General features: G+C 47.9%; 20 protein-coding genes. 12 read left to right on the forward strand and 8 right to left on the reverse strand.

Annotated elements, in window-relative coordinates; genetic code table 11:
• The first annotated feature begins 51 nt into the window (after nt 1–51).
• The 5 genes from VLX91_01535 (at nt 52) to VLX91_01555 (ending at nt 4,840) form a co-directional block, all read left to right on the forward strand.
• On the forward strand, nt 52–1,362 hold the full coding sequence (locus VLX91_01535; GenBank protein ID HUI28868.1) for a DNA methyltransferase: 1,311 nt from the start codon (nt 52–54) through the stop codon (nt 1,360–1,362).
• A gap of 61 nt (nt 1,363–1,423) precedes the next feature.
• Nucleotides 1,424–2,413, forward strand: coding sequence for a DUF262 domain-containing protein (locus VLX91_01540; protein HUI28869.1), 990 nt, complete (start codon nt 1,424–1,426; stop codon nt 2,411–2,413).
• Nucleotides 2,410–3,057, forward strand: coding sequence for an MAE_28990/MAE_18760 family HEPN-like nuclease (locus VLX91_01545; GenBank protein ID HUI28870.1), 648 nt, complete (start codon nt 2,410–2,412; stop codon nt 3,055–3,057). The genes VLX91_01540 and VLX91_01545 overlap by 4 nt, the downstream gene beginning before the upstream one ends.
• Nucleotides 3,058–3,060: 3 nt before the next feature.
• Nucleotides 3,061–3,690 (forward strand): MjaI family restriction endonuclease, encoded by a 630-nt coding sequence (locus tag VLX91_01550; protein HUI28871.1) that lies wholly within the window; start codon nt 3,061–3,063, stop codon nt 3,688–3,690.
• 439 nt (nt 3,691–4,129) lie between these two features.
• On the forward strand, nt 4,130–4,840 hold the full coding sequence (locus tag VLX91_01555) for a hypothetical protein (protein HUI28872.1): 711 nt from the start codon (nt 4,130–4,132) through the stop codon (nt 4,838–4,840).
• 677 nt (nt 4,841–5,517) lie between these two features.
• Here the strand turns inward: VLX91_01555 and VLX91_01560 are convergent.
• The 6 genes from VLX91_01560 to bfr form a co-directional block, all read right to left on the reverse strand.
• Nucleotides 5,518–5,883, reverse strand: a complete 366-nt coding sequence (locus VLX91_01560) for a hypothetical protein (protein ID HUI28873.1) — start codon at nt 5,881–5,883, stop codon at nt 5,518–5,520.
• 391 nt (nt 5,884–6,274) lie between these two features.
• Complete coding sequence (gene feoB, locus VLX91_01565; GenBank protein HUI28874.1) at nt 6,275–8,386, reverse strand: ferrous iron transport protein B; 2,112 nt, start codon at nt 8,384–8,386, stop codon at nt 6,275–6,277.
• Nucleotides 8,383–8,670 (reverse strand): FeoA family protein, encoded by a 288-nt coding sequence (locus VLX91_01570; protein HUI28875.1) that lies wholly within the window; start codon nt 8,668–8,670, stop codon nt 8,383–8,385. The genes feoB and VLX91_01570 overlap by 4 nt, the downstream gene beginning before the upstream one ends.
• Before the next feature lie 53 nt (nt 8,671–8,723).
• Nucleotides 8,724–9,158: a transcriptional repressor gene (locus VLX91_01575; GenBank protein ID HUI28876.1), complete on the reverse strand. Its 435-nt coding sequence runs from the start codon at nt 9,156–9,158 to the stop codon at nt 8,724–8,726.
• Nucleotides 9,159–9,364: 206 nt separating this feature from the next.
• A complete protein-coding gene (locus VLX91_01580; protein HUI28877.1) occupies nt 9,365–11,647 on the reverse strand; it encodes a TonB-dependent receptor in 2,283 nt (760 codons plus the stop codon).
• Nucleotides 11,648–11,932: 285 nt separating this feature from the next.
• Complete coding sequence (gene bfr / locus VLX91_01585; GenBank protein HUI28878.1) at nt 11,933–12,397, reverse strand: bacterioferritin; 465 nt, start codon at nt 12,395–12,397, stop codon at nt 11,933–11,935.
• A gap of 249 nt (nt 12,398–12,646) precedes the next feature.
• Between bfr and VLX91_01590 the strand changes: the two genes are divergently transcribed.
• From VLX91_01590 to VLX91_01600, 3 genes are all read left to right on the forward strand, one after another.
• Nucleotides 12,647–13,546 carry a DUF58 domain-containing protein gene (locus VLX91_01590; protein ID HUI28879.1) on the forward strand — a complete coding sequence of 300 codons (900 nt, stop codon included), beginning with the start codon at nt 12,647–12,649 and terminating at the stop codon, nt 13,544–13,546.
• Between the two features lie 63 nt (nt 13,547–13,609).
• Complete coding sequence (locus tag VLX91_01595) at nt 13,610–14,809, forward strand: DNA recombination protein RmuC (GenBank protein HUI28880.1); 1,200 nt, start codon at nt 13,610–13,612, stop codon at nt 14,807–14,809.
• Complete coding sequence (locus tag VLX91_01600) at nt 14,809–18,120, forward strand: PD-(D/E)XK nuclease family protein (protein HUI28881.1); 3,312 nt, start codon at nt 14,809–14,811, stop codon at nt 18,118–18,120. The genes VLX91_01595 and VLX91_01600 overlap by 1 nt, the downstream gene beginning before the upstream one ends.
• Here VLX91_01600 and VLX91_01605 read toward each other — a convergent pair.
• Nucleotides 18,112–18,939 (reverse strand): DUF4905 domain-containing protein, encoded by an 828-nt coding sequence (locus VLX91_01605; protein ID HUI28882.1) that lies wholly within the window; start codon nt 18,937–18,939, stop codon nt 18,112–18,114. The two genes, VLX91_01600 and VLX91_01605, sit on opposite strands and share 9 nt — an antisense overlap.
• Nucleotides 18,940–19,075: 136 nt before the next feature.
• Here VLX91_01605 and VLX91_01610 point away from each other — a divergent pair, with 136 nt between their 5' ends.
• The 3 genes from VLX91_01610 (at nt 19,076) to VLX91_01620 (ending at nt 23,155) form a co-directional block, all read left to right on the forward strand.
• Nucleotides 19,076–19,819, forward strand: coding sequence for a type 1 glutamine amidotransferase (locus tag VLX91_01610; protein HUI28883.1), 744 nt, complete (start codon nt 19,076–19,078; stop codon nt 19,817–19,819).
• A 74-nt stretch (nt 19,820–19,893) separates the two neighbouring features.
• Complete coding sequence (locus VLX91_01615) at nt 19,894–21,042, forward strand: metallophosphoesterase (GenBank protein ID HUI28884.1); 1,149 nt, start codon at nt 19,894–19,896, stop codon at nt 21,040–21,042.
• Between the two features lie 187 nt (nt 21,043–21,229).
• On the forward strand, nt 21,230–23,155 hold the full coding sequence (locus tag VLX91_01620; protein HUI28885.1) for a PAS domain S-box protein: 1,926 nt from the start codon (nt 21,230–21,232) through the stop codon (nt 23,153–23,155).
• 59 nt (nt 23,156–23,214) lie between these two features.
• Here VLX91_01620 and VLX91_01625 read toward each other — a convergent pair whose 3' ends face one another.
• Nucleotides 23,215–25,020 carry an ABC transporter ATP-binding protein gene (locus tag VLX91_01625; GenBank protein ID HUI28886.1) on the reverse strand — a complete coding sequence of 602 codons (1,806 nt, stop codon included), beginning with the start codon at nt 25,018–25,020 and terminating at the stop codon, nt 23,215–23,217.
• A 216-nt stretch (nt 25,021–25,236) separates the two neighbouring features.
• On the opposite strand from VLX91_01625, the gene VLX91_01630 reads away from it, so the two are divergent.
• The gene (locus VLX91_01630; protein HUI28887.1) at nt 25,237–26,220 is read left to right on the forward strand and encodes an aldo/keto reductase; all 984 of its coding nucleotides are present in this window, start codon (nt 25,237–25,239) and stop codon (nt 26,218–26,220) included.
• Nucleotides 26,221–26,252: the final 32 nt, after the last annotated feature.

The raw sequence follows: 26,252 nt of genomic DNA on the forward strand, positions 1-26,252 counted from the left end.
GTCAAAGGGACTAGCAATTCAAACGGAATTCGGTTATATTTTAAACAGAATATGGCAACACACCACAAAATCATAATCGGCGACTCACGGAAGATGACGGAACTTCCCGATGAGTCTGTCCATCTAGTCATCACTTCGCCACCATACTGGCAGCTCAAAGATTATGGAAGTGAAAATCAGATAGGATTCCATGACTCTTACGAAGCGTACATTAACAATCTAAATCTTGTTTGGAGCGAATGTTTCCGAGTTCTACAACAAGGCTGTCGTCTTTGTATTAACATTGGTGACCAGTTTGCCCGCTCCGTGTATTACGGACGGTATAAGATTATTCCCATAAGGACAGAAATAATTAAGTTCTGTGAGATGTTAGGGATGGACTACATGGGAGCTGTAATCTGGCAAAAGGTCACCACAACCAACACCACTGGCGGCGCTACTATAATGGGCTCATTTCCCTATCCTCGAAACGGAATACTCAAGATTGACTATGAGTTTATTCTAATTTTTAAAAAGCTTGGTGACCCGCCAAAGGTGAGCAAAGAGATCAAAGAGCTTTCCAAGCTCACAACAGAGGAATGGAACACCTACTTTGCAGGACATTGGAATTTTGCCGGTGAGAAGCAGGAGAATCATCTCGCGATGTTCCCCGAAGAGCTCCCGCGACGATTGATTCGGATGTTTTCTTTTGTTGGCGATACGGTTCTCGATCCATTTCTTGGGAGCGGAACAACTTCACTCGCGGCGAAGAATCTTAGCAGAAATTCTGTTGGTTATGAGATTAACCCAAAGTTCATTTCTATCATCAAAAACAAGCTGAAAGTCTCCGAGCGTGACATATTTGGAGATGCCACGTTTGAATTCATCAATCAACAGTCATCAATCGATGATTATTCCGCATCAATAGAATCGTTGCCATATAAATTTCTTGATCCACATGGGCTTGATAAGAAGATCGATCCTCGGAAACTGAAGTTCGGTTCGAAGATCGAAGATGGAGATGGCAAAGAAAGAATGGAGCTTCATGCCGTCAAGGAAGTTCAGAACTCCGAAATAGTTATCCTCGACAATGGGTTGTCAATCAGGCTGCTAGGAATCGTTGAAGATCCAACGCGCCGGGAAGAAGCCCTTGCCTTCCTTCGAAACAAGACCAGAGGGCAAAGAGTGTTTCTAAAATTTGACGATGAGAAATACGATGAAAAGGGAAATTTGCTCGTATACTTGTTTCTGAAAAACAAAACCTTTATTAATGCACATCTTCTCAAAGCTGGACTCGTGAACGTTGATCAATCTAGATGGTTCAAATACAAGAAAAGATTCGAGGCATTCCATGAAGCTTCAAGAGCAAAAGCTCGTCAATGAAGTAAACGATAAGAAGAAAGAGTTTCTCGCAGACAGTTATCCCATGTCGATTGGCGAGATTATGAACATGTACAAAGATGGAGAACTGATTATCAATCCAGACTTTCAAAGGTTCTTCAGGTGGAGCGTCACTCAACAGACTAAGTTCATCGAGTCGATCTTATTGGGCATACCTATTCCTCCTATTTTCGTGTATCAAAACGAGAAGGGGAAATGGGAACTCGTTGATGGCCTACAGCGAGTTTCGACAATCCTCAATTTTGCTGGTATACTAAAAGACGAAGATAAGTCGAGAAGAACTAGATCTTCTACGAAACTAGAACAGACAGAAATGATTCCAAGTTTGAAAGGAATTACTTGGAAGAAGTTGCCTGTTGAACCCCTTCAGTTGGAATTCAAGAGAACAAAATTGAAGATAGAAATAATTAAGTCGGGTTCTCACAAGGACGCTAAGTTCGAGGTTTTTCAACGACTCAACACGGGAGGTTCACTACTTTCGGCCCAAGAATTTCGGAATTGTCTTCTGGTAATGCTCGATAAATCCTTCTTGGATTGGTTAGAAACCTTGTCCCAGGATGATAATTTTCAAACATGCATTGATCTTTCGGATAAACTGATTGAGGAAAGATACGACATGGAGTTAGTTTTGCGTTTTTTTGTATTTCCCAAATACGAATTCAGTTACGCAGAAGTGAGCGATTTTCTAACCGAGTCAATGAAAAAAATTGTCGCTGATAGAGCATTTGACAGAAACAGCGAGGCGGCAAGATTCAGAAGCACTTTTGCTTTATTAAAGGAACTGGATGGTGATACCATTTTCAAGAAGAACCATAGGGGAAAATTCTTGGAGTCATACTTTGAGGCTATAGCTATTGGGGTGGGGCAAAACATTGATAGATATATTCATCCAGATTGCAAAAGCATCTTGAAGAACAAAATCGATGAAATAGAAACCGTTCCTGTATTTGCGGAAGGAAAGGGCTCCGGAACAAATACTAAACTTAGAGTGCCAAGGATCGTTCCTTTTGGCATTAGCTATTTTAACATATGAGCAAGAAGAATAGGACGCTGAATGAACTGAACGATAATCTGCAGGAAGAATATGCTTGGCGGATTAAAGAGCTTCATGACTTCAAGAGCGTCGTGGATGCTTCCAGGAATGACAACACCAGAAACGCGTTGATTCGATCGGGAGTTGCATTACTTTATGCTCATTGGGAAGGTTTTGTGAAAAATGCTGCCCAAAATTATTACACCTTTGTTTCGTTCAAAAGGTTGAAGCACAACGAACTCAAGGAGAATTTCATCGCAGTTTGTTTAAGGAAAAGTATACATGAACTTCTTGAAACCAACAAGGTTGTCATGCAAACGAAAAGCGTAAAGTTTATCTTGAATGAATTGGGAAACCAAGCTCATTTTCCTTCACGCATCCCAATCGAGTCATTCAATTTGACATACGAAGTCTTGTGTGAATACTGTACATTGCTAGGATTAGAGACGGAAAATTATGAATTGAAAAAATATTTTATAGATAAGAAACTCGTCGAGAATAGACACAAAATCGCTCATGGTAAATATTTTAACGTCGATTATTCTACTTTCAATGATATATATGAGACAACAATAGAACTCCTAGACGCAGTCAAGATTGACATTGTAAATGCAGCTGCCCTAGAAAAGTACCGAAAGGTTTGATAAGTGGCGAAGGAATGGGTTCTCAACAGCGCTACTAATCGTTTCCAACTCAACTTCAAAAGAAATGTGGGGGCGGTCTCCGAAGCGATACGAAAGTGTGCGCCTAAAAATCTTGACGAGTGGAGAGAGTATTATTTCAAAAATATCCGAACCAAAGAGCAAATAGAAGAGCTTGGCAGAAAACTCTATGTCAAGGTGACTGAAGTAATAGCTTCCGAAGTCGAGCAGGTAACCGAGGAAGACTGCATACAATATCTCTTTCAACTGGTGATCGACCGGACGTACGATGGGTATACTACCGAGATTCGTACCGTGTATGGCCAATTAGAGAAAGAATTGGGAGTCAAGATTGAGCCTGCCCCAGACAAATGGGACAGGCTTTACAATGTCGATTTCTTCATCAAAGTTAGAGACAAGTACATTGGCCTCCAGATCAAACCTGCCAGCGGTGTTTCTCATATCCCGGAAATATTCAAAGAACGACACCAGCAGGCAGAAACCCACAAGAAGTTTACAGATGAGTATGGCGGTAAAGTTTTCTACGTTGTTTCAGTAAAAGAAGGCGGAACCAAAGTCATTGCGAACAAAGAAGTAATCGATGAGATTCGGGATGAAATAAAATGCTTGAGCTAATAAACGGACTTTTCTTCCCAGCCTCTGCTTCAATCCATAACTCCATCCACAACCTTCCGTATTTTCCCCTCTCCCTCTTGACATTCCTTTTATAGACCACTATATTTTCTAAGGTGCTCCATGATGTCCATGGAGCATAGGAAGGTGGTTCTAATATTAGGAAGGCTATGCGGAAGAAAACGCACTTACATACCCACTGTTTAATCCTATTCAAACGATCGTTCTTTGATATTAAAATAACCATCAACGGGGGCAATAGATCGCGTCCCGAAACCTCCCGCCATGCAGGATACGCTTTTATTCCCCTTAATTCACGAGGCATCCACCGATTAAACGGGCATTTCGGTGCAGCCTTAGATTCATTCAACCTAAAAACAAGGAGGCCATAATGGCACACCTGGCGCCTTGCGCCATCCCGCATTTCTTATACCATACATAATTGAGCGGGACAACAAGTCAGGGACTGGCACAGGAACAGGGGGCACTTTCTGTTCTTGCCACTTCCAACCTCCAGAGCCTGGAGAAGCGCGGAGTCACTTCCGATTTCCTCGCGAAGTACAAGACGCTCGCCGGCAGCATGGAGACAACAGTAGCCGCTTCGGGCGGCAAAAGATCCGAGAAGATGCAGCTCTCGGCAAGCGAGCTCAACGCGAAGGACCAGCTCCTCGCAGACATCCGCCGCATACAGGGCGGCGCAAAGCGCGTCTTCGAGCAGGGCAAACCCCAGCTGAAGGAGTTCTTCGTCGGCGAATATTTCAACCATTCGACCGGGCTCCTTCTCAAGTGGTCGTCCGGCATCGAAAAGGCGTGGGACAAGTACAAGAACAGCCTGCTATCGCAAGGCAACCTTGTCCAGGACGACCTCGATAGCATGGTCGCAAATGCCGCAGCGCTTCAGAGCGTCGACTCGACTCAGGAAAATGCGAAACACGTCGATGCACCGGAGGCAACTGCCGCCGCGTTGAAAGCGATGGCCGACGTCGAAGCCGCCGCAAACTTCATCTACGGCGCTGCAGAAGCGGAGTTTGCCAAGAATCCGAAAGTGCTCGGCGAGTTCGAGCGCCTGAAACCGCTTCGATACGCCGTACAGCGGAACCCGAAGAGTCAGCCGACTCCTCCGCCGGTGAATCCACCCACCCAAAAGAACTAACCCCTAAAACCGCCTCTTCAGCCTGCGCGCCCGTCACAGGGATCCGGATTGTAAAGAGGCGGTAGTATTATCCGACAACTAATCAAGAAACATCAGGATTGGCCTGAGAAAAAATGGCGTGGAAAAATTTCGGAGCCCCGGCAAAGGCGGGGTAAACTCCGCGTTAAGAAACAGATATGGAACTCTTCTGTCATATCAGGATCCACTGTATTTTATCCCGCTCACTATTGTATACGTGGTATGCGGGATGCCGCGAGGCGGCATTTGTTTTAGCGGAGCGGAGAAATTTTTAGCCATTTTTTCTCCAGCCTTGATTTTTCTCCCGCTCAATTATCGTATACGAGAATGCGGGATGGCGCATACTGCGCTCACTTTAGTTCTTTCCTTTGTATCAAGACAAAGGAAAGAACGATCTTATTAGGAATTTTTTCGGAGATCAGGCAAGAGATTTCTCGGTCGTCGCCAAAAAGTGAGACACAGCAATCCCCTTAATTGTGCCGGACCAGTCGCGACTCCATTGCTTCACGGGCGCCGGATTTCCACTTCCACGTGAATGACACAGCGCCCTCTGTCATCCCCGGATGCTTCAATCGGGAATCCAGTTTCCCATGCACCGTGGATTCCCGCTGCAATCTATCCCGCCTGCGGCATGCGGGAACGACAATACAGGCGGGATTTCATTTTCTTGTCGGGTTTCCAAACGATGGGTTTGCTGTCCCATCCATCAGGTCCGCTCTCCCGACGATATGCAAGCCTTTCCGAACGACATGCATGGCTGTCCCGACCATGTGCATCGTTGTCCGAACTACAAGGTTTGTCGTCCCGACGACCAGGTCGGTCATCCGGGTCACCAGGTTCGCCTTCCCAACTATAAGGTTCGTCATCCGAACGAGCAGGTTGGTCTGCCGAACTACAAGGTTCGTTCGCCGAACCACCAGGTCGGTCGTCCGAACTACAAGGTTGGTTGTCCGGGCTTTCAGGTTGGTCCGCCAAATTGACAGGTTGCCGGTTTTGGCATTCAGCGCCGGCAGAACGACAAGCAAAATGGTCCTCTCAACTTCTCATTCGAAAGGCCGCATCGTGGTGCGGGTCACGAGCTTTTTGCTTGTTGCTGTCCCAGGTGTCATTCCGGTCCCGCCTGGAGCGGGATAAACTCCACCCGGAATCCGGTTTTTAGTTTAGGATGCCAGCGTTCGCTGGCATGACAAAGACGGTCTCATTTGGATGTGCAATTTGAAATGGAATGTGGACTCCACCTTAGTCCTTTCGCTTGAAGGGAGAGGAAATCGCCGTGGGAAGGCGCATCAAACTCTGAACTACAACCACAGATACTTCTCTACTCGCAGCAGCTCTTCTTACTTCTTTTCTTTGCTGACTTCCATATTACCGCCCCGGCAAGAACTGCAAGCGCCGCCATGAAAACAATCTCGCCAATCATATCAAAGCTCCGACATTGTACACGACGAACGCTACGAACCATGCTATCGCGAAACTGTAACCGAGAAAAAGAAAGCCGAACGTTCTTCCCCCTTCGCGTATCATCACGGCGACTGTCGCGAGGCACGAAGTATACAAAAGAAGAAATATCATGAACGACAACGCAGATGCCGGAGTGAAACTCGATCGTATCACCGCGCGCAGACTTTCGGTCCCCTCGTCGGTTTGAAGAGTCTGGATGGTCGGTGTGAGAAGCGATGCGAAACTTTCCTTGACGGCAGTTCCGAATGACTTCGCCTGTCCTCCAAGTGCGGAGAAGAAACGAAACTGAGGATGCTGAGATTCGAGATCCTGCGTCTCCTCCGAATAAATTGTCCCCATCGAGCTGAGCACGATCTCCCTTGCGAGGAACGCGGGGATCAATGACGTGGAAATTCTCCAGTCGTTTATGCCGATCGGCTTGAAGATCGGAGTGATTGCCTTGCCGATGTACGCCGCTGCGCTGTCCGACTGGCTTTTGATATTCGGCGGGGTATTCAGCAAGACCCAAACTGCGACCGACGCTGCGAAAATCAAAGTGCCGGCTCTGTAGAGAAAACTTTTCACCTGCACCCATGTGATCCGAAGGACGGTTCTTATTCTCGGCACCCGGTACGGCGGCAGCTCCATCACGAAATGCGAGAGTATGCCTTTATAGGCGGTCTTTCTTAAAAAGAAGGCGGTCAGGAGTCCGATCAGGATTCCCGCAAGATAAAGCGAGAATATTACCACTGCCGGGTGATCGAAAAATAAAATTGCGAAGAAAGAGAATATCACGAGTCGCGCGGGACAGCTCATGAACGGGATCATCGCCATCACAAGCATCTTGTCGCGCTTGTTCTCGAGAGTTCTCGTCGCGATGACCGCCGGAACGTTGCATCCGAATCCGAGCAGGAGGGGGATCATCCCTCTCCCGTGAAGTCCGAGCCTGTGCATGAACCTGTCCATCAGGAATGCGATCCGGGGCATGTAGCCGGACATTTCAAGAAGCGCGAGGAGAAAATAGATTGCGCCGATCAGCGGCACAAAAGTTATGACAAACCCTACGCCGCCGACGATGGCTTCGGAAAAAAAATTCATAATCCACCGGCTGGCGCCGATGCTCAAGAGCAAGCTTGATATCAACGGCGAAGCGAAATCGTTTATCAGACCGGTCGTCCAATTCATCAGCGGATTGGAAAAATCGAACGACACTTTAAAGAGAAGGAACATCACGAAAAGAAATACGGCAAGACCCCAGTACGGGTGGAGCACGACCTTGTCTATCTGGTCTGTGATGTCTCGCGCCGTCGATTTTTTCTTTTTGAAAACCTCGTTGTAAAATCCGTTTGCAAACGCGTATCGTTCTTCCTTGACGATACTTTGAATGTTCTTCTTGTAAAATTTTTCTAACTGGGTTTTCTCTAAATTTTCTCCGTCGCCTTGAGACAGCAGTTTTATGAGTGTGTGTTTATCGACGGTGCCGTCATGTCTTTCCGTTTCCTTGCTGAATGCGAGTTCGCCTCGGGCGGAGATTCGCGAGAGGGCTTCTTCAATCTTGTCGTTATATTTCACCGGTTTAGGGAGCGCCTTTCCTTCGGCGGAGTCTATTATCGCGTCGAGTAATTCCGCAACTCCTTGACCTGTCCTTCCGTTCGTTCTAATTACCGGAACGTTGAGAAGCTCGCTGCTGTGGGCGCTGTCTATTTCTATCCCGCGCCTTGCGGCTTCATCGACCATGTTCAGCGCGACGACCATCGGCCTGCCGAATTCGAGAAGCTCCGTCGTGAGGAGCAGATCCCGCTCGGCGTTGGTGGTTTCGATGACGTCGACGACTACATCGGGATTTTCCTTCGTCAGAAAATTATAAGCGACCCATTCGTCTTCCGAGAGCGGCTCGAGCGTGTAGATCCCGGGAAGGTCCACAAAGTGTATATCGTATCCCTTGTAATCCATGAAGCCTTCCCGTTTCTCGACGGTGACGCCCGACCAGTTGCCGACTTTCAGATCCGTCTTAGCGGCGTAGTTGAGGAGGGAAGTCTTGCCGACATTCGGGTTTCCGGCGAATGCGACTTTGATGCTCTTGTTCATTCCACTTCGATATTCTTCGCTACGTCGGCAGTGATTACTATGCGCGTGCCGCCGGCTTTGACTAGAATTCCCCTTCCCAGTTTTTTCAGGACTGTGATTCGCTTTCCCTTCCTCAGTCCCATCGCTTCGATTTTTTTTATCGCGTCGTCGTGCTTCGAGAAGCCCACGATCTGTGCCGCCTCTCCTGTTTTAAGCTCTTTCAAATTCACCTGTAAAATGCCCGTTTCTAAAATTTTGATTGCGTTCGCTTCTTCGTTTACGATCTCATTAAATTCAATTCCCATTCGAGTCATCCTTCAGATTTCCTGCTTATTATCTCTATCTTCTTTCATCTTGTTCATTCGTTCTTTTTGCAGTCAGGACATAGTCCGAAAATTTGATGCGAATGACTTATGAGTTTGAATCTGAATTGTTTCGCGATTGCTTCCTGGCTGCGTTCGATGTTATTGTCCATGAACTCGACAATCTTACCGCACTGCACGCATACGAGATGATCATGATGTGTCCTTCCGAACGCTTTCTCATAGCGCGATCCGTGGTCCTTCAACCGCGTCTTGAAAACGAGATCGCACTCCTCCAGGATATCCAATGTGTTGTATACTGTTGCTCTCGAAACCTTGCTTCCGGATTTCTTCAGGCTGAGGAACAGTTCGTCCGCGTCGAAATGTCCCGGTGCAATCATCACAGCGTCGAGAACCTGGAACCGTTCGGGAGTGACCCTGTGGCCCTCGTGCCGCAAATAATTTTCGAGTTTCTTTTTGGCTGTTTCCATCGCATGCACACTTTAAATTAAGTCTAAGTAACTTATATGTCGATCCGTTTTATATCAAGCCACGTGCCCTTCGCTCACGGGGCAAAATTATCTGATTTCAGGATCTCTAAGAGGTTTTTGGGACACTCCATAAGAGTTTCTTGAGGCACTTTGGAGCCGTTTTCACTTTCAAGCAAAGAATTCATCGGGCCCGGGACCATTTCGTTTCAAAATATCTCCGCTAATCCGATATAGATCATCCTTCCGACCGACGGAATTATTCCCGGACCAGGATATTCGTCAGTTCGCATTGTGAAGTATTTTTCGTTTGCCAGGTTGTTGATTCCGAATCTGAATTCGTACTTCAAGACTCTGAAGGAACTGGAGAGGTCTATGATCGCGTATGAGGGTATAATCCCGACCAGACCGTCTGGAGAGAACTTTGTATCGGCAGGATCGCTGTAGGATGAAGCGGTATAAGAATACTGCGCATTCATCGAGAAGCCACCAATGCTGTAATCGAGCCCGAAACGATCAGTATACCTCGGAGCGTAGGGAACATAATTGCCGTCATATTCTCCCGAAACATAGCGGGCATCAGTGTAGCCAAATGAATTGTAAATGCCAAGCCTGCCGTATTTGTCGTTTGGAATGAGACCGCCGAGAATATTCAGTTCAACATACGCCTCCACTCCCGCATGATCGTCTGCGCCGGTATTAGTCTCGAATTGGTAAGTGAGCGTATCGTACGTTTGCTCGATGATGCCGATGTCGTTCATGATATGCATGTAGAAAAAGCTTACGTCAAAATTCAAGAAGTTGCCGACCAATCCTCTGAACCCCAGATCGACATCGTTTGCCGAAGCGTCTTTCAAGTTTTGGTCGATTCTGGCGATTGTGCCGAAGGGCGTCAAGTCGCTGTACGTTATGGGACGATACGACTGGCTGAAGTTTGCATAAATATTGGTTGCGTCGGAAGTTTTATACTCGGCACTCAACGCGCCTAACAAGAAAATACGCCTGCTTCGTTCATTGCTCGCATAAACGTACGTTTCGTTACCGGCCTCATCCGGAGCGTAGCCATCGGCGGAGGTCTTCAAATACTCGAGACGCAAACCGGGCGTTATACTCAATGCATCGTTGATCCTGAAAATATTCTCTATATAGGGAGCTAAGTTGGTCGTATAGAAGTTCATGTCTTCTCCCCAGGGGGATAGCTGTGCCAGATCGAAGTTTGTTCCTGCTGTGCCCTCGGCGCCTTCCTGTCTCTCAAGGTGTGAGTAAGCATATCGCAAGCCGAACGAGAAAGTCTGCTTCTGCCCGAGAAGGCGATAATTGGATAAAAATCTGAGTTCATTTCCAAATGTGTTGAAATATTCTCGTTCCAGTTCGCGCGGAGTATAGGTTAGATCTGAAGTAATAGTGTCAGGTACGTCGGGCGCAATGTCTTCGTTTCGCCAGATCAAATTGCGCTGACTCAGGAGATATGATGAAACGAGATTCAGGGAAGAGTTGTCGCTTATCTTATAGTCGACGTGCGCGGCCGCGATGTTCCATGGACTATCGAGCCAGTTTCGGCTGCGAAGCGACTGTTGGGGGTTTGCGTAAAATAGCGAGTCGGTGAGCCCTCCCGGCATTTGGATCAGGTTGCGCAGACTGGTGTATTCAACCCCGATCTGGAGATTTTCTGCCGGATCATATTTCAAGCTTGCGAACCCCGACCACTGTGTCTGCTGCGAGTTCGTCCGCCACCCGTCGAGTCGCCTGTACTGCAGGAACCCGTAATATTTGAAATCTTCATCGGTACCGCCGACTGAATTGAAACTGTTGAAGAGGCCGAAACTTCCTGTTGTCTGGGAAGTATTGACTTCTATGGGTTTCGTATCGCCGTCTTTGAGCTCGTAATTTACCGCGCCGCCTAACTGTGGTCCGAACGATAGAGCCGCTCCGTCACGAAGGACTGTAATGCTTTTTACCGCTTCCATGGGAGGTAGGTAGTAGGCTTCATTGTAGCCGTAAAGATCCGCAGAAATGCTGTAACTATTTTGCCGCGTGTTGGTCTCGACGCTCTGGTACGGACTCAGCCCTCGAAAGCCGATGCCGTTTGCCGTGAAACCACCCATTTCGTTCTCGGTGATTTCTACTCCGGGTATCCGGCCCATGATTTGCCTGGTGTTGTTAACGGCTTTGTTGGCATTCAGGCTGTCAATCTCAAGCACCTCGTTTTTCATGCCGGCGTATATTACACCTTCGTCGTAATCTTTCATTTGCCCGATTCCGTCCATAATTCTCGCTCCCTCTACGGTGACTCCCTTCAGGGTGAAGGTCGAATCCGGCACTTGAGCCAAGATCGGCGAAGCCAAGGAAAGCAAGATTCCTGCCAGACGGACGGCCATCTTAGAAAGACCCACGAGCATGTCCATTACGGGATTGGAAACCGCTTTGGTCGCATACATTTGACAGATCTCTGTACCCGTCATAGACGTCGTCCGTTCTTTGTTCTCGTCCAACTGCCTTTATTCTCCGCAGTTCTTTATTGTTACTTAGACTTAATCTAAATATAAAATACGCAGGCAGGCCGGTCAATGTCAAGGGGAAAGAATTTGTTTCGATTGCGGTCGAGAGATTCTCGATGAGCAGGGGGAGGCACAAAAATCGATTGTCGCTATGGGCCTCTCGCCTGCAGAAAAGCCTGGTGGAAAGGTATCGCAGATCAATTCGCCGGGGTGACGCCGTCTCACCGGCAATGCCGGGACGGGTTCGTCAGTTCATTGAATTCAAACCCAAAGATGCATTTACTTTTGCTGTGATAGATAGTTTTGTATGCCCATCTGCCTGATTTGATCCATTTGCGCCTCGAGCCAATCGACGTCACCTTCTTCGTCCAGCAGATTCGATTTGAAGAGCTCGCGTGTCCCGTTATCCCCCGCATCAACGCATGCCCGGATACTGTCGTTGTAAGCTTTCACCGCCGACTTTTCGGCTTCGTAATCCGACTGTAATTGGGCTTCGACATCCTTGCCTATGTTGATCTGATTGAGTTTGCTGACGTTAGGCTTGCCTTCAAGGTAAAGTATTCGTTCGATGATTTTTTCGGCATGTTTCATCTCATGAATAGCCCTCTTCTCAATCGCCTCATGAAGCTTGGTATATCCCCAGTTCGCGCACATCTCGGCATGAACGATATATTGGTTGATAGCAGTAAGTTCCTCCGCCAGACGGAGGTTAAGAATCTCAATAACTTCTTTGTTACCTTCCATGATCTTCTCCTTTCTCGGAATTGCAGTTGCTCATTTAAATTATAATTTCGCAGCACAAATCGCAATATATGTTAGCCGCTCAAATTGAAGCCGAGAATCAAATCCTTGCCTGGGTTCCGATGAACGGGGCGAGGATATCTTCACAAGGTTATCGAGTCGAACCGAACCAGAGCAACTGTAAAGCTTTTTGTGACGGTGGAAAAACAATGAGATGGTTTTGGTCTTCAAGTTCAGTAAATTTATTTGCGAATGAGCGAGAATGCCTTAAAGATATTAACCCCGAAATTTATCTCTCAATTATCCGGGATGGAGTTGAGAGCGAGACTGATTGTAGAAGGGTTTCTTGTGGGGATGCACAGGAGTCCGTACCATGGCTTCAGCGTCGAGTTCGCGGAGCACAGGCAGTATTTCCCGGGCGACGATATCAGCAACATCGACTGGAAAGTGTTCGGAAGGAGCGACCGGCTTTACATAAAACAATATGAGGAAGAAACGAATCTCAAGGGTTACATCCTCATCGATGCGAGCAACTCGATGGGATTTAAACGCGTCGGGGAAATAACCAAGCTCGAGTATGCATCGTACCTTGCTGCCGGTTTGACTTATTTGATGATGAAACAGCAGGACGCAACCGGGCTTGCGATCTATGACGAGAGCGTCAGGCGTTTCTTTGAGCCGCATCTCACATATTCATACATGAAATTACTCTTGAGCGAGCTGTCTGATCTCAAGCCGAATTCCAGGACTTCGACGGCGACGGCGCTTTCGTCGCTCGCAGAGAGAATAAAACGCCGCGGATTGATCATAGTCATAAGCGACTTCTTGGACGAGACGAAAAGCGTTATCACCGCGCTGAAACATTTCCGTCATAGAAAAAACGAAGTCATAGCCTTTCATATTCTCGATGACGCGGAAATGAATCTCGATTTTCCGGGTGACGCCGTGTTTGAGGATCTCGAAACGGGAGAACGGATTCCGACCCAGGTTTCCGCTCTGAAATCGGCATATAAGAAAAGCATGAATAATTTCGTTCGCGACCTGAAGAGCAAGTGCTTCGAAAACGATATCGACTATGCGCTCATCAGCACTTCGACGCCGTTCGATAAGGCTTTGACTGCGTATCTGATGAGAAGAAAGAAGATGTTCTGAAAATTTTCGATCCAGGCTTGTCAATTTGAGATCGCGGAACCTCAAGTTTATTCGGGAGAAATTGTGGAAACGATAATATTGTCAGTCATTGTCCTGCTGTTCATCGGAGTGATTCTCACTTTCATACAATTCAAAAATCTGTCGACGAAGCAGCAATCATCGTCTGAACAGGTGATGCAGTTGTTCGCCATGTTCAAATCGGATGTTGAGTCTGCAATCAAATCGGTATCCGATACGACCCGCTCCAGCAATGAAGCGATGGCAAGCACGCTTCAACTTGTTACGAACACTCTGTCCAGGGGAATGCAGGAAAATCGAGCCGGGACAAATTCTCAGGTTGACCAGCTTGCGAACCAGGTGTCGCAGCTGGCGAACATCGTCGGCAAACAAGTTGAAAATCTCCGCGGATCGGTCGAAGAGCGTCTCACAAATATCGGTTCTCAATTGGGCGGGCAGCTTTCGGAAGCAAACAAATTATTCTCATCCCTGAAGCAGGATTTCGGTCAGTTGAAGGAATCGAGCGACAACATGCTCGAGATAGGGAAACAGATAAACCAGCTGCAGAATATCTTGAGCTCGCCGAAGCTTCGAGGAAACTTGGGCGAGGCGCTTCTCGAGGATTTGATAAAGCAAGTCATCCCGCAGGGATTTTACGAATTCCAATATGCATTCCGGGACGGCTCGAAAGTCGACGCGATTATAAGAACGTCCGAGAGAATTATTCCGATAGATTCGAAATTTCCGAAAGATGAGTTTGAGCGCTACGTCAATGCTGAAAACGAATCGGAGAAAAACGGTGCGCTGACGAAGTTCACTAAGGCGCTGAAAGATCAGATAGATGACATCTCTTCTAAGTATATCAAGCCGACCGAGAACACCTTCGATTTTGCGATAATGTTCATACCGTCCGAAAGCGTGTACTACGAACTATTGATGCAGGACAGCGATGCGAACAGTGCATATCGCTACGCGATGAAGAAGCACGTGATTCCGGCGTCGCCGAACAGCTTTTATGCATATATCCAGGCAATCGCAATCGGACTCAAGGGCATGCAGATCGAAAAGAATGCACAGTTGATCCGCGACCAGCTTGCACAGCTTGAGAATTCACTTGCGAAGTTCGACGATCATTTTGAGACTCTCGGGACGCATCTGAAAAATGCTGCTAACAAATACGGCGACTCCCATGAAGCGCTGGCGAGATTTCGAGAGCGGCTGCAGGGAATCGCGAAATCGGATGATGAGGTGAAGAAAATCGAATAATGTCGATAATTCTCACGAGAAATTTTGACGGCGAGGCGGCGGAAGATTTCACCGCTGAGGTCAAGCGTCGAAGCGTCGTCAGCTGCAAGAAGGGTTCTTTCGACTTTGTGTATGTCGTTCCGACCCGAAGGCGAGTGCGTGAATTGCAGAGGGAACTTGTCGGAGAGATCGTCTTCGGAAAACTGCCGGTCTATACACTCGAACTGTTCGCTCGGGAGCTTTTCTCGGAATTAGGCGCAGGAAGAAAAATGATATCGCCTTCGATGCAGGGGATGATCGTCGGCGAAATTCTCTCCAAGGATGATTTTAAATTTTTCAGGTACCTGTCATTTCGTCCCGGCGGCAGAAAGGGCGTCGCGCCGGCGGGCACGATCAAGAGGATCGTCGATCAAATCGACTATCTCAGGGAAAACGGAATCTCTCCCGACGATTACGGGAAAACGCTCGTTGCCGCGGAGGAATCGGAGAGCCGTAAGCTGGAAGAATTTCTGCGAATCTTCGAGGAGTATGAAAAACGGCTCGGCGACAAGCTGATCGACGGCGCGGGCTTGTTGTCGCTGGTGAACCATGAAATTGGAGGAGCGCCGGAGTTCATCGACCGGACTCTTCCGGGTCATCTCACTTTTTTTGTCGAAGGCTTCTACAACTTCAAGAAACCGGAGCTTGAGTTCTTCAAAATTATCTCATCCCGAAGCAATCTTTCGTTCCTTGTCAAACTTGATTGCGTATGCAACAATGAGAATCTTTTCAAGATGATGATGGGTACCGCCTCGGACCTGATGGCAAGAGGATTTGATACGATCGATCGGCAATCAGGCGCTCACTATCAGGAAAAACAAAATCTACGGGAGTATTTCGCACTGAATTTATTTGCAGAAAGATCTTCGGAAGCGAAACGGAATCTTGAAGGAAAAATCTTCGTGACGGGCGTGCGCGATACGCTTCGCGAGGTGGAATACGTTGCCGAGAAGATCAAAAAGATAATCAAGAACAATCCGCATCAGAAACTGTACAGGGTTTGTGTGGCGTCATACCTTCCGCAAGACTACTCCCAGATTATCAGAGAGGTTTTTGCTAAATACCGGATTCCTGCGAACGTTACCGACAGGTTCACACTCGTAAGCAACAGCGTGGTGAACGCCGTCCTGTCGTTCATCGATGTGAGGTTGGCGGATTACGAGCGCGGCGCATTGCTTCGCGCGATAACGAATCGGTTCATCGTTCTCAGCGACGACCTCACGCCGAGTGCAGCGGGAAGCATCCTTTACAATGCCGCGGCGCTCTGCAAGTTTGAACGAGGGCTGAAAAGTTTTAGAGAAGCGATTGCGCGCCGCCTTGAACTTCTCAGCAAATTCAGTCCCGAGGAACTCGATGAAGATGAGATAAAAATTCGCCGGGATGCCGAGCTGTTGAACAACGCTCAGTCGATTTTAGATCGCGTTGAGAGAGAGTTGACTCAGTTCAACCGGGAGATGCTGCCGTCCGAATTCCGCGGTGCGGTAAGGTCTTTGTTAAAGAAACTGAGAATCTATGAAAGCATCGCTAAGATGGATGTCGAAAATGTCGCTGTGGACATAGTTGAGCGCGACGCGAGAGCCATCTCTGCATTTCTCGATGTCGTCGATGAGATCGTAGATATAGAGATGGAGAAAGGAAATCAGCGAACCGAGCTGGACATCTGGATGGAGAAGCTCCGTTCGGCGCTGTCGCTGGCCCGGTACAATGTCCGCCAGAAATATGGCTACGGAGTGTATGTAACTTCGCTGGAAGAAATTCGGGGGCTTGAATTCGACTACATGTTCATCGTCGGACTTAACGAAGGCGAGCTTCCGAGAAAATACAGCCCGGAGATTTTTCTTCCGCTCAGTTCACAGAGAGAAAACCGTGAGATGCAGCCGTATCTTCAAAGACATCTTTTTTATCAAGCCGTCAGCTCGTTCGAAAAAGAATTGTATCTGGTCCACGCCCTGAGAACGGATGACATAAGACTCGTCAGATCGTCGTTTATAGAAGCCGTGCTGGAGATAGCGGATTGTACCAGCATCGATGACACTAATAGCGAAGATCACGCGGCAAGCGTTTACAATATTCAGCAGGCAATCGAAGCGCCTCCAGACATTCTGGAGACCATCCGGTCGGAGAATGCAAGTTTTCTCCCGAGGAATTTGGAGCGGTGCAAAAACGCGGATACACCGAGATACAGAAACGATAGAGATAGCGAATTCAACGGTAGAATAGCCGGGAAGAATTCAATCGGACTTCTGTCCGGAATGTTTGCCGAAAGGATTTTCTCCTCCGCGCAATTGGAATCCCTTGCGCGTTGCGGCTTTCAATATTTTGCGCGTCGTGTATTAGAGATTGCGGAGGTGCCGGAGATAGAAACGTCGCTCAGCGCGCTCGAGAGAGGCGCGGTTCTTCATAAAATTTTATTTCGATTCTACAACGAATTATCGAAGAGAGACAGGCTGGATAATGCGAAAGATGAGCTGCGGTTGCTGCTTGAAATCGGTGCGCACACATTGGACGAGCTTGGGATCAAACATGACTTGTTCGAAGTCGAACGGGAGATAATGCTCGGGACTCCCGGGGTGAAAGGCACTTTGGAACTTTTCTTGGAGAAAGTGCAGTCGAAACTTTCGGGATATGGTTTTCGTCCGGGAATCTTTGAATTGGGCTTCGGCATGTCCGGAATGACTCCCTCGGGAAAGACTGGGAGAAGTGAGATCGCGCCCGTAAAAATCGGCGATGCTTTTCTCCGCGGAAAAATCGACCGTGTCGATATACGAACGGATCCGTCCGGCGCGAATGAACTCACAATTTTTGATTATAAAACTTCAGTAGAGATTCCTACGCACAAGGATGTCGTCAGAGATAAAATATCGCCTCAGCTGGTTCTGTACTTGAGCGCCTTGAATCAATTGATAGGTGAAAACAGGCTGATCGGAATTGAGCCCACCGGAAGGGCCAGTGCCGCCGGAGCCGCGTTCATATCGATAAATCGCGACAGGCTGATGAGCGCCGATGATGGAAAAGATCTGATAGAGTTCATCGTGCAGGCGGACAATTCCGGACTGAGATATAACAAGACATTCGGCGGCGAGCGAAAACTGAAAACCACCGAAACATATCCTGAATCTATGGAGGAACTCTCTGAGGAGACAAAGTCTTTTTTCAACGCGAGGATTTCCGAAGCGGCCGAGGGCCGGTTTAACTTAACCGATTTTTCCTATGAGCGTGTCTGTAAATTTTGTTCATACTCCGAAGCTTGCCGAATCGCTCTGAGAGGTGCGGGAGCCGAGGAATCAATCTAGTTGTACTGCGACTATTTCTTCGGAATTTCTCACGTAAATCAGTTTTTCACCAATACTGAAATAAAATTCTGCGAGCGGCATGTAAACTTTTCTATCGGTGATGTCTTCAAAGACAATTTTCCCCGCGGAATCGGCGACGATCAAGTGAGCATCGTATGTTGTGACACCTTCCGTGTCCTTTCCTGACGGCACATGAAAACCTATGACTTTCTTCCGTCCGGATCTCAGGATCATTGGCAGGGCGGCATCACCGGGAATTTTTTTTTGCAGTATTTGCTCATCCAGGTTTTCCAACGCATCCTCAAACGGTTCCGGAAACTTGAGATCTTCGGAGGAGACGAAATTTCCGTCGACTGTCTCTTCTTGAGAAACTTCCCGCACAATCCCGCTTCTGAAGTCCAATCCGATTGTTGTCTCGGATGAATACGATTTTTTTACGCAGTAGATCGTGTCACCGGCGGCATTCGCAAATGAGACTTCATAGTTTTTCCACAGCAGCTCTCCAGTACGGAGGTCGAGCGCAAAAATTCTGCCGGAGGTCGGCATGTCGGGTCTGGAAAACTGCTGCAGAAGAACGACATCTCTGTAAATCAGATTCAGGGTGACCCACCACTTTTCCTCGATCTGGTCATTTTTCCAGAGGAGTAAGCCCGAGCGTATATCTATTCCAACAAACTCCGCCGTTTTTTTATCGATATCGCGCATCTCGGTCACTAGTATTTCATTTCCGGCGAGGAGCCGCCAGATCTTTTTTCCACCTTCGCTCCCCTTTTTGGGGAAAGTCCAGAGAGGCCTTGATTTTTTTTCGAAAAATTTCACGAGGAAAAGATAATAAGTAAGGAAGGAATTAGCACGAAAAAAAAGAGCCGTTGCTTCACAGGCAACGGCCTAATATAATAATTTACGACATTGACAACTTCATGCGAATTAAATTCTTAACCATTCACGATACCAGATGAGAATCCACTATCTTCAACACGTTCCGTTCGAAGACCTTGCAAACATATGGATGTGGGCGAACGAAAAGGGGCACTCGGTGACTTCCACTAAATTATACCTCGATGAAAAAATGCCCCCGGTGAATTCTTTCGACTGGCTTATAGTGGTGGGAGGTCCGATGAATATTTACGAGGAAGAAGATTATCCATGGCTTCTCAGGGAAAAGAAGTTTATCCGGGAGACAATCGAGTCAGGCAATTTTGTTCTCGGAATCTGTCTTGGCGCGCAGCTGATTGCCGATGTGCTCGGTGGAAAAGTCAGGAGGAACAGCTACAAAGAAATTGGATGGTTCAAAGTGAAGAAAATCGAAGAAGGTTCCGGTTATCTCGAATCATTCCCGGATGAATTCGTCGCTTTTCATTGGCATGGAGACACGTTTGAGATTCCACCGGGGGCGACGCAATTGGCCGCAAGCGAAGGATGTGAGAATCAGGCTTTCGAGTACGGCGCGAGTGGATCACCTAAAGACAGAAATGTTCTTGCGCTGCAATTCCATCTTGAATCTTCCGAGGCGAGCATACAGCGTCTCATAGACAACTGTGCAGATGACATGGCCGCCGGCAAATATGTTCAAACGCAGGATGAAATTTTTTCGCAGAAGGTTTATCTTCCAGAGATAAGAGACCATATGGAGTCGCTTTTGAACGAAATTGGAAAGAGACTTGTTGGTAAACAACGGATCCGCAAAGACCTTCGCTGAAAACGCAAATAGATCACGGATGATGTCGATACGACAGAATCGCCCCGGTTGTCCGGAAGGCATATCTTTCTAAAATGCGCAATGTAATTTTCATACTTATTTTCTCTGCAATCTTTTCCGTCTACGGCCTCGCGAACTATTATATTTACCTGCGAGGTTTTCAAGCGTTTCGACCGGCCGGAATTCTCCACACTGTCTACACGGTCACGTTTATTTTTCTCGCGATCTCGTTCATCGTTTCGGTTTTTCTGGAGCGCGCAGATGTCATAACCATCGGCCGGCCTCTGAACTGGACCGGCTCCTTCTGGCTGGCGGCCTTTGTCTACCTGCTCCTCATAACCGCTGCCATCGATTTACTGCGATTGGTGAACCATGTCGTCCCATTTTTTCCGGCGTTCATTAATTCAAATCCGGGCAAGGCTGCCAGGTTCGCAGCGTTAGACGCGATTCTCATAACCGGGATACTTGTCTTGTTCGGTTTCATCAATGCGCATCTCGTCAGAGTCAGAACTTTTGATATTTCGGTAGCGAAGGATGCCGGCCACAGGAGAGCGCTGAATATTGTAATGGCATCGGACATCCATCTCAGCTCCATCATCGGCCGTAGCCGCATTGAGTCCATCGTGGGAAAAATAAATTCGCTATCACCCGATCTTGTGCTCCTGCCCGGCGACATCTTAGACGGCGATCTAAATCCCGTCATCGATCAGAACCTCGGCGAATCGCTTCGCAAAATAAAAGCTCCGCTCGGTGTGTATGCCGTCACCGGCAATCATGAGTACTATGGAGGCATAGAGAGAGCTTGCGAGTATATCACCGAGCATGGCGTGAAGATGCTGAGAGATTCCGCGGTTTTCGTAGATAATAGCTTCTACGTTGTAGGACGCGACGACAGGGAAGTACGAAAAAGGAAGAGCCTTGCCGAGCTCATGGGAAAAGTTGACAGAAAGTTTCCCGTAATTCTTATGGATCATCAGCCTTTTAACCTTGACAATGCAGAGGCAAACGGGATCGATCTCCAGCTTTCTGGACATACTCACCACGGCCAGATGTGGCCTTTCAATTATGTCACGGATATGGTTTATGAATTGTCCTACGGCTATCTGGTAAAAGGATCTACCCACATCTACGTATCTTCAGGAGTTGGGACTTGGGGACCGCCGATACGGGTGGCCGCTGACCCTGAAATTGTAAATATCCGGATGAAATTTATCAAACGATAGATTGCTCCAAGTTTTCCAAATCGCCCTCGGGAACAGAGCGACGTTCTAAAGTACCCGTAAAATGTTCCGAGGAAAAGATTGGGAAATAAGATGATTGTCCCGATACTGTGCCGGGAAGTGCAAAATTATTCGCGCCTCAATTTCGTTGCAAAAAGCCATGGGCATAAAGGACTTTAACAAAAAATTTTTGAGCAAACGATCTTCGCAATCCGAAGATTTATACCATACTCTCTTTGAGCAAGCCGCCGATGGAATTTTCGTTTCTGATGAAAAAGGCCGTTACGTCGAAGTCAACCAGCGTTCATGCGAGATGCTTGGTTACTCACGTGAAGAGATCTTGCAGCGCTGTACTGACGACTTTACGCTCGAGGAGGAACGAAGGCAAAGCCCGGTAAAATTGGACGACCTGCTCGTTGGCCAGAAAATCGCTTTCGAAAGAAATCTGATTTGTAAAGGAGACAGGTTGCTGCCTGTTGAGATCAATGTACGAAAACTCTCAAATGGCAACCATCTTGCAATTATCCGCGACATCACGGAAAGAAAGCAGGCTGAACTTGCCATAACTCAGGTACTCGAATGGCAGGAGGCGATATTTGAGGGATCGCGTGATGCTGTTTTCATATCCAATTTACAATCTCAATTTATCGCCGTGAATAAGGCGGCGTGCGAGCTGACCGGATACACGACAGAAGAACTCCTCGCGATGAGCATCCCCGATCTTCATGATGGAGCGGACCTGAAAGCATACAATGAGTTTCATGAAAGGATAATGGCTGGCGAAGCCGCATCTACCGAGGCGAAGATCAGGCGGAAAGATGGCACAAAGGTCGATACGGAATTCAGCAACAACAGGGTGTCCATCGCTGGAATTATTTTCATGCACACTGTAGCGAGAGATATTACCGAACGTAAAAAGGCGGAAGGAACTTTGAGAAAAGAGGAGGAGAAGAGACTTCAGTTGGAGCGACAGCTCATTCAGTCGCAGAAGTTTGAAGAACTTGGGGCTCTTGCGAGCGGAATTGCCCACGACTTCAACAATATCTTAAACGTCATAATGGGGCATTCATCTCTTCTTAAGGACCACATTTCAGAGCCTGACAGAATCGCCCGAAGCATCGAGGCAATCGAGAAGGCTTCGGAGAGGGGAGCATCGGTTGTAAAACAATTGCTGACGCTAGCGCGCAAGAACGAGACTGTTTTCGAATCGATACGTGTGAACGACGTCGTCGCCGAGATTTGCAGGTTACTGCAGGAGACGCTGCCAAAACGTATCGTGGTATCGACGAACCTCCAGCGTGACCTGCCGAGCATCACCGCGGATGCAAACCAACTTCACCAGATTTTCATGAACCTTTGTGTCAATGCCAGAGATGCGATGCCGCGCGGAGGCACGATCACTATTTCAACTTCGACGATCCCCAGCGAGAAGATTGATTCAAAGTTTCCAAGGGCCGGGGAGAAGGAATATCTCATGGTTCAGGTGTCGGACACCGGCATCGGAATGAGCGAAGAAATCAAACGTAGAATCTTTGAGCCTTTCTTTACTACTAAGGCTCCAGGAAAGGGCACTGGCTTGGGCCTGGCTCTCGTTTATTCGATTATAGAAAATCATCACGGGATGATCGAAGTTGAGAGTGAACCGGGCAGAGGAACTACGTTCAGCATTTATTTCCCGGTCGATGAAAGGAAAGACGCCACCAGCCAGGGCGGAAGTCCAAGCCTTGCAGAAATAACCGGCGGCAACGAAACCATATTGGTAATTGAAGACGAAGAAATGCTCAGGGATTTATTGAATACAATCTTGATTGCCAAAGGCTATTCGGTGTTAACGGCATCGGATGGTGAAGAAGGTGTGGCTGTCTTTAAGAAATATAAGGGCGAAATTTCCACCGTCATAACAGATCTGGGTTTGCCGAAACTTTCAGGCGACGACGTCGTCAAGCAGATTAAGTCAGTTAACCCCAACTCGAAGATCATTCTTTCCAGCGGATTCTTGGATGAAGGATCCAAAGCAGAGTTGCTCCAGGCTGGCGCAAAATGTTTCATACTGAAACCTTATAAGCCCGCGGAAGTTCTCCAGACTGTCAGAAGAGTGATCGATGCGAAAGAATGAACTGCGATTTTTCGTGGAGACGTCGATGAGTGTGAACACTACACTTATGGACGAGCCGTTTATTGTTGCAGCAGCTTGAACCTGTAGAACTCTCCCTTTGAGTTCATCAGGTCCTCGTGAGTTCCTGATTCCACCACGCTTCCATTTTTCATGACCATGATTCGGTCCGCATTTCTTATGGTTGAGAGACGGTGTGCCACGATAAACGTCGTGCGTCCTGTGACGAGCCTTAGTAATGCCTCCTGGATTTGCGACTCGGATGCCACGTCCAGAGAAGAAGTCGCCTCGTCAAGTACGATCACCTTTGGATTTCGTATGATCGCCCGGGCAATCGCGATCCGCTGGCGCTGTCCGCCCGACAGCCGCGTTCCCAGCTCGCCGAGTGTTGTATCAAGTGTGTGAGGTAATTTCGAGACAAATTCCGCGGCGTTTGCCATCTCCAAAATTTCCCACAACCTCTTGTCGTCGATCTTGTCCAAACCGTACAGGATGTTTTCGCGCACCGTTCCACTGAAGAGAAGCGTCGTCTGCGGCACGACTGCCAAGAACCTGCGGTATGTTCGTAAATCCAATGCCTGCATGTCTATGCCGTCGAGCAATATGCGTCCTTGAGTCGGGCGCCGGAACCCGATGACAAGATTCATCAACGTGGATTTTCCCGATCCCGATTCGCCTACAAATGCAACGGATTCTCCGGGTTGTACATAAAGATCGATATCGCTCACCGCCGGCCTTTGAGCTTTGTTGTCCGGCGAGAACGGATCTATCGGGTATGTGTAACTAACGTGGTCGAAAACAAAATATCCGTTTACGGAATCGACTTTTCGCTTTCCTTCATTATGTTCGATGTCGGGAGATTCGAGAATCTCCGCGATGGACCGAATCGATTCAAAACCGCGGGCGAGATCGGGATATGAGTTAAGAATCAAATTTACGGCGCCGACGATCATCGCAAAATAGCTCTGGAACAAAACGACATCGCCGATACTGATCATTTTCCTGTAGGCGAGAATCGACGTGAACATGAGGCAAATCAGCATGATGACCTGGAACGATGTCCATGAGCTTGCACCGAACAAGGCACCGACGACTTCAAGGCGGATGCCCCTCGTTTTTAGTCTCTCGAGACGCGAACGGATTTTTGTAACTTCAGCTTCCTCGACGCCGTGCGCACGTGTAACCGGGATCATTTGTATCATCTCGACGACGTTTGCCGAAAGTGATTCGATCTCGCTCCGGTATTCTTTGTTACGAGCGGTCATCCTCTTTGAAAAAACAAATACGAGACTGGACGATATCGGAATGGAAACCAGATAAAATACTGCAACGAGCGGCTGCCTCAGTATCGTCACCGAAAATGCGACGATGATGGTCAGGATCGCGGGCATCACCGAATTCATGATGTTACGGGAAAGGATTTCGAGAGTCTCGACATCGCGGAGAACTTTCGTCTGAAGTCTTCCCGATTGAAAATTATCGTGAAATGAAATTGACAGCTCCTGAAGCCGCCTGACGATCGCAGACCTCAAGTTCATCTGCATCGTGTTGAGCGCTCCGCTGAAGACTCTCACGTAAAGCGTGTGTGTCGGTATGTTCTGGATGATGATCGCAAAAAAAATTATGCCGACAGTCCACAGATCATGGATTGGATACTTCGCCGTATCGGTGATAATGTTTATCATCTGGGCAATAATTACCGGCAGGATCCAGACGGGGGAATGTTTTATCGCGAAGAGAATAATAGAGGCAACGAGCTTGAGGTTTTGTCCTTTATAAATGCGGAGGAGATTTTTCAGGGGGCGCTTGCTGCGGAAATCAAATTCCGGCTGAGAGTAATTCCCTTCGGAGACTTTTATTTTCAACATCTTCAGGTTTAGTGAAAGTTCGATGCGATTTGCATGACAAAATTGTCTCAATTTCAGGAAAGAAACAACCGAAGGCAAGAGAAATTTGATAATCTGATTCGGGAAACTTACTTTCTATGAAGAATGTGATCGTTGCCATCTCTGCTCAGCATCGTGTTGGCGACGTTCACTCGACCACGAAAAAATCAAATCACGGTTCAACTGTAAAGGATCGCAATGCAATATCGTGAGTTAGGCAGGACGGGATGGAAAGTATCTGCCGTCAGCTTTGGTGCCTGGGCGATCGGCGGCACCTGGGGCACGGTCGATGACAAGGAATCTTTATCGGCACTTCGCCGGGCTCTCGATCTCGGTGTAAACTTTTTTGACACGGCAGATGTCTATGGCGATGGACGCAGTGAGCGATTGATTGCAAAGCTTCGGAAGGAGCGCGGCGAAAAATTTCATGTCGCGACGAAGGCGGGTCGCAGGCTCGATCCTCACACCGCGAGCGGGTACAATAAACAAAATCTCACTGCTTTTGTGGAGCGCAGTCTGAAAAACCTGGAGATGGAAGCTCTCGACCTGCTTCAGCTTCATTGCCCGCCGACAGAAGTCTATTACATGCCTGAGGTCTTTGGTGTCCTCGACGATTTAGCGAAAGCCGGAAAGCTCCGCTACTACGGCGTAAGCGTGGAGAAAGTGGAAGAGGCGTTGAAGGCGATCGAATATCCGAATGTCCAGACGATACAGATTATTTTTAATATTTTTCGACAGCGGCCCGCTGAACTTTTCTTCAAGGAAGCCGGGCGAAAGCGCGTCGGTATCCTCGCGAGAGTGCCGCTCTCATCAGGGCTGTTGACGGGAAAATTGAACAGCATGAGCAAGTTCGCTTCCGACGATCATCGAAACTTCAACCGCCACGGTGAAGCTTTTGACCGCGGCGAAACATTTTCCGGGATAGATTACAAAGTCGGCCTGCAGGCAGTCGATGAATTACGCTCACTTGTGCCGCAGGGACAAACCATGGCGCAGATGGCGCTGAGATGGATTCTGATGTTCCCTGCAGTTACGTGTGCGATTCCCGGTGCAAAGCGCGCAGAGCAGGTTGAAGAAAATGTTAAAGCTGCCGACCTCGCACCGCTGTCGGATGCTACGATGAAGAAGATAAATGAAACATACGATACGCACATTCGTAAGCTTGTTCATAATTACTGGTAAGTTAATACCGGGCCGGGTTTAGAGAACATTTC

This window comes from Candidatus Acidiferrales bacterium (genome assembly GCA_035515795.1).
Classification (GTDB): Bacteria; Bacteroidota; Ignavibacteria; order Kryptoniales; family JAKASW01; genus JAKASW01.

Bases quoted from the DNA above. Each gene is read 5' to 3' on its own strand.
- VLX91_01575 (HUI28876.1), bottom strand. From the start codon at position 9,158: ATGGAAACAGCCAAAAAGAAACTCGAAAATTATTTGCGGCACGAGGGC.
- VLX91_01540 (HUI28869.1), top strand. From the start codon at position 1,424: ATGAACATGTACAAAGATGGAGAACTGATTATCAATCCAGACTTTCAA.
- VLX91_01545 (HUI28870.1), top strand. From the start codon at position 2,410: ATGAGCAAGAAGAATAGGACGCTGAATGAACTGAACGATAATCTGCAG.
- bfr (HUI28878.1), bottom strand. From the start codon at position 12,397: ATGGAAGGTAACAAAGAAGTTATTGAGATTCTTAACCTCCGTCTGGCG.
- VLX91_01615 (HUI28884.1), top strand. From the start codon at position 19,894: ATGCGCAATGTAATTTTCATACTTATTTTCTCTGCAATCTTTTCCGTC.
- VLX91_01570 (HUI28875.1), bottom strand. From the start codon at position 8,670: ATGGGAATTGAATTTAATGAGATCGTAAACGAAGAAGCGAACGCAATC.
- VLX91_01590 (HUI28879.1), top strand. From the start codon at position 12,647: ATGAGCGAGAATGCCTTAAAGATATTAACCCCGAAATTTATCTCTCAA.
- VLX91_01625 (HUI28886.1), bottom strand. From the start codon at position 25,020: ATGTTGAAAATAAAAGTCTCCGAAGGGAATTACTCTCAGCCGGAATTT.
- VLX91_01630 (HUI28887.1), top strand. From the start codon at position 25,237: ATGCAATATCGTGAGTTAGGCAGGACGGGATGGAAAGTATCTGCCGTC.
- VLX91_01610 (HUI28883.1), top strand. From the start codon at position 19,076: ATGAGAATCCACTATCTTCAACACGTTCCGTTCGAAGACCTTGCAAAC.
- feoB (HUI28874.1), bottom strand. From the start codon at position 8,386: ATGAACAAGAGCATCAAAGTCGCATTCGCCGGAAACCCGAATGTCGGC.
- VLX91_01600 (HUI28881.1), top strand. From the start codon at position 14,809: ATGTCGATAATTCTCACGAGAAATTTTGACGGCGAGGCGGCGGAAGAT.
- VLX91_01535 (HUI28868.1), top strand. From the start codon at position 52: ATGGCAACACACCACAAAATCATAATCGGCGACTCACGGAAGATGACG.